Origin of the sequence: Bacillus sp. SM2101, from assembly GCF_018588585.1 — a bacterium.
GTDB lineage: Bacteria > Bacillota > Bacilli > Bacillales > SM2101 > Nanhaiella > Nanhaiella sioensis.
On record NZ_JAEUFG010000066.1, the window covers coordinates 1 to 4,287 of the forward strand.

Sequence of the window (4,287 nt, forward strand, 5' to 3'; positions counted from 1 at the left end):
TCCTTAATAGGTAAACTATCCTTAAGGAAGTCCAGATAGCCTTTACTACCTTCTTGCGCCATATTGTGGAAGATCAGCTCAACGCAAAGGGAGTAACTAATACCCACATTGTATTGTTGAATCATAACTTTCTATATAAATTACATTAACTTATTTAATCCACTTTTTAATTCAATACCATTGAATGAATTCATGCTTAAATAAGGGGTTTTTTCTGAGCTAAATAAATAAAAATCTTCCCCCCAGTGACCAGCACAAGAAAGATTTATCCAGTTTTCAAAGAAAGATGAAAAATTTTCGCCTAGCCTTAAACCGTGCATATGATAACTAGTGGTCAGATATATAACTTCACCTTTGTTGTATTTTAGGTCAATCCCTAAGTATCCACCATTACCAAATGATGTAAAAATAAGAGTGTTTTTGTTTTCCCAGTGTTTTTTAATAAATGTTCCATCATCATCTAAAAACTCATACATTTCTCTCTCAGTATCGTACCTTATTAAATTATCTAAAGACCAAAGTGGATTATCAAGTATGCCGCCACAATCAATAACACCTTGCTCTATGTCGCCCATATTAAAAAATGTACTATCCGAAAAGTTAGAGTTTTGGAATACCTTAAACTCGTCATTTTTCAAAAACCAATAGAAATGGAGGCTTTTTGTAAAGTTTAGCAACACCTGACGAAAGTCTTCTGGAAATGAAATGTTTAGTTCTTCCTCTACTAATTCTATTTCCTTTTCAGTTGCAGCTGGTTGTATTTCTAGTCCACATTGAAGGTTTTTTTTCTGACATTTAAAGTGATGACTTCGTAGAATGTTTTTCCATTCGTTGTAATCATATTTATTCATACAAAAAATCCACTCCTATTCTTGCCTTACCCAATAAGGTAAATCCTCATTCGTCGGATATACATCCTCATATTTTTTATAGTTCGTTAAATAATCCAACCCATCTTCAGTTACTTTTGCTCCACCTAATAAAATATCAGTAAAAGTTATTATTTCTCCTTTTATGTAATTATGTTCTTTAATATAGTAAATTATTTTTCTGAATTCATAATCTTTCATCTTATAATCTGTTGCCTTTGGAGTATTGGACTGGTTAATCTCCCTTAAAATACTATAAATTAGACGCATTAATATCCCTCCTCTACCCTAATTAAGTATATCATTCTTAGACTTCAAGTACGTTTAACCCCGCCCTAATTTTAAGACGAGGTTAACAATAGTTGTTTCAATTAAGTAGTAAACTTCATTATGCTGTGATAAATAATATCAAAGTTGTTAGAGTTTTGTTTATTTCATAACAGTACCAGATCGTATTATAAGATCAGCAAATTTCCTGTCTGCTCATTCTTAATAGATTTTATCCTTAAGGTAATCAAGATCGCATTAACTATATTCTTGCGCCATATTGTGGAAGATCTAAATATGATCTCATCCTTAATAGTAATTACTTCTTCTTTCACCAATAGTCCCCTGATTATTTATATCTATGCTAATTCAAAACGGCTTACTTTTATGTAGATAAGTTTTACAACATCTTTTGTATCCTCAGGATCTTTGAGATTTAGATGTATTAAAGCATCACTCAATTCTTTATCCTTTTCAAATAATGTTTGGTATTTTTGATAATAATCCAAAACCTCAGGGTAATCCTTTGCCATTTTTTCAATTTTAACATTGATTTTATATTCATTAGTTCCAAAGCCCAGTGACATATATAAGCCAATAAGTAAGTCAACTAGAAAATCGAAAAGCAGAAACATCTGTTAATCCTGACTAAAATCTAAATTATTAGGTTGTTTTGGAAGCTGTTCGACCGAAATCATATTGGTCGTAGGTATTTTTTCAGTCACTTCTTCAAAACGGAAACCATCCGCCCAAACTTTACCCTTTCCATTTAGTAATACCCCAAAATGGATAGAAGCACTTTCTTCCAGAACATCTAACACAATTGAATAGTGATTCCAATCTGTTGTTCCTTGAATAGAACGATTATCCATATTATCAAATTGAATGGCATCCCCACTGGCATTATCAATTCGAAGCCAAGCACCGCATTTTTCCACGTTTTCTGTTTTTAAGAAACATGAAAATTTTAATCGCTTCCCTTTGTAGTCGTGCGCTTGGAACCCTTGCATCATGGTAGCAAATTGTTGCTTGTTTACTTCACCTTTCGAGTAAAGTAGTCCCGATTTTGTTCCTGTATGAAACACATTTGAGTCTACCACTAATTCATAAAGTTCGGGGTTAGAGCCACTTAAGCCCCAGCCTTTGATTTGTTTACTTGTTGTCATTTTTTCATCCTCCTCTATCATTTGTACAGCTTTCATTAGTTTTCGATATCTCCCAGGTGGCAAAGCGTACACTTCTTTAAATGCTCTTGTAAACGCCTCTTGAGATTGAAAATGGAATAGAAATGCAATCGTTAATATTGATTCATCGGTATGGAAAAGAAGCGTTGAAGCCATCGCTAATCGACGTTGACGTATATATTCACCTATGGACTTACCCGTTTCTTGCTTAAAAATACGTAGCAAATGATATTTCGAATAACCAATAACAGATGGGAAAGTATCAAGTTGAATTTCTTCCGTCAAATTGCTTTCAATATATGAGATTACCCTTTGCGTTACTTCACTGTAATACAACTTACTCACCTCAAAAATAATCATACTGAATGTAGAGAAGATTTTTTTGATAAATATTGCTAATATTAGTGATTCATTATTTTTAATCTAATCCTCATAATCAACTAATAACTCTAACATACCTTCTAACTTTCTTTAAATGGTTGTCCTAAATAATAACTCTAAAATGAATAAACACATATCCCTATTTTCAGATATGCGCCATTTCGTATTATAAGATTCGCAAATTACCTGGTGCCCATTCTTAATAGACTTATCCTTAAGGTACTCAGGATCGCCTTAACTATATTCTTGCGCCATATGGTTGAAGACTTAAATTAAAAATTGGATATAACAACTTATAAATTTATCTTTGAGTAAAGTCCCGATTTCTTAATCATTTAACCTTTTGATAATCATCCTGATTTGTCCTCGATGGTTAAGTTCATCCTCAAAAACATGGAACCATTTAAAATAATTATTTGCAGGATAATCCCAACCAAAAGGTGTAACTTTATCTAACCATTCATCTGTGTATTTTGCGAAGTAATATAATGTCTTTTCTCTTGTTTTAGACAACATATTTACATAAAAGCTTATGTCTTTCCCTTTTATTTCTCTTTTTGCATCATCACTAAGAGTAATACCCACACTAAGTTCTTCCCATTCTTTATCTGTTAATTCTCTATCTTCAAACGTCATTATTTGAAACGCTTTTTCTAAACTTGCCAAATGATAAAGGAGCATACCAATAGAATTACTTTTATTATCGAAGTGATAATCAAGCTCCTCCAATGATAGTTCTTTTATTTCCTTTAATGTGGTATATCTTGTGTATTCCATCATCGAAACTAACTTTCCAATCTCAGAACTATATCCTTCAGTTTCATTGATAAAATACAAGTCCTTTTCCTTTGTTTCCATAAGGTCCTCCTCTTTGAGTAAATAACCTCTATCCTTAACTTAATACCAATTATTTCAAATGTTCATCTTTCAGGCAATCCTTTTTAGAGAGTATCGCCCTAAATAAAAAAGACGCTTATCTTTAAGATTTGCGCCAGATTGCTGAATAATAAAATGAAATAGTCTTAAAAGAGAATAATAACAGTCTAAAAAAAGCATTCCGTTTGTTTAAGTACATTTATGCTCAATACTTAAACACTAATCAGTTTTTTAGCACTTTTATTTATTTCTTAACGAGTTTAAACCTGTAATACGTTTATAAATATCTGATACCTCATCTATAGCCTCTAATTTAATCCCTTCTACAGAATGTTATCCTTTATTCAATTACTGATACTTTCGTGAAACTAAAAATCTACTAACGGTAACAAAACAATAGCCATACCATAATCCCTAAGATAAAGAAGATATATGTACCGTTTAAAGAATAGCCTAAGAAGACGAAGATCATTATAATTACTACTAAAATATAATAGCTAATTTTTGAACTTTGCTCGGTAATCTTTCTTCCTAATTCTTCATTTTGTAAAATTCCATCTTTTTCTCCTCCCCACGTAATAGCAGAAAAAAACATCATAAATAAACTACTAAACGCCAAGAATTCATTAAATTCAACTTCTTTACCAGTAATGATTTTAAAGATTGTAAAACCAAGTACGGATAAAATTGCTAATCCTAAAATAAGTCCC

6 protein-coding genes are annotated in these 4,287 nt (G+C 31.6%); all 6 read right to left on the bottom strand.

Annotated features, from left to right (window positions below):
• Positions 1 to 140 precede the first annotated feature (140 nt).
• Positions 141 to 851 (bottom strand): SMI1/KNR4 family protein, encoded by a 711-nt coding sequence (locus tag JM172_RS23935; RefSeq protein ID WP_214484896.1) that lies wholly within the window; start codon positions 849 to 851, stop codon positions 141 to 143.
• Positions 852 to 866: 15 nt separating this feature from the next.
• Positions 867 to 1,139 (bottom strand): hypothetical protein, encoded by a 273-nt coding sequence (locus JM172_RS23940; protein ID WP_214484897.1) that lies wholly within the window; start codon positions 1,137 to 1,139, stop codon positions 867 to 869.
• Between the two features lie 356 nt (positions 1,140 to 1,495).
• Complete coding sequence (locus JM172_RS23945; protein WP_214484898.1) at positions 1,496 to 1,723, bottom strand: hypothetical protein; 228 nt, start codon at positions 1,721 to 1,723, stop codon at positions 1,496 to 1,498.
• Positions 1,724 to 1,774: 51 nt separating this feature from the next.
• Positions 1,775 to 2,656: a helix-turn-helix domain-containing protein gene (locus JM172_RS23950; RefSeq protein ID WP_214484900.1), complete on the bottom strand. Its 882-nt coding sequence runs from the start codon at positions 2,654 to 2,656 to the stop codon at positions 1,775 to 1,777.
• A gap of 372 nt (positions 2,657 to 3,028) precedes the next feature.
• Positions 3,029 to 3,559 (bottom strand): DinB family protein, encoded by a 531-nt coding sequence (locus JM172_RS23955; RefSeq protein WP_483297279.1) that lies wholly within the window; start codon positions 3,557 to 3,559, stop codon positions 3,029 to 3,031.
• A gap of 397 nt (positions 3,560 to 3,956) precedes the next feature.
• The coding region (locus JM172_RS23960; RefSeq protein WP_214484899.1) for a hypothetical protein at positions 3,957 to 4,287 on the bottom strand (331 nt) is incomplete at its 5' end.

Excerpts from the sequence above, each read along its gene's own strand:
- JM172_RS23935 (WP_214484896.1), bottom strand. The coding sequence starts at position 851 with ATGAATAAATATGATTACAACGAATGGAAAAACATTCTACGAAGTCAT.
- JM172_RS23945 (WP_214484898.1), bottom strand. The coding sequence starts at position 1,723 with ATGTCACTGGGCTTTGGAACTAATGAATATAAAATCAATGTTAAAATT.
- JM172_RS23940 (WP_214484897.1), bottom strand. The coding sequence starts at position 1,139 with ATGCGTCTAATTTATAGTATTTTAAGGGAGATTAACCAGTCCAATACT.
- JM172_RS23955 (WP_483297279.1), bottom strand. The coding sequence starts at position 3,559 with ATGGAAACAAAGGAAAAGGACTTGTATTTTATCAATGAAACTGAAGGA.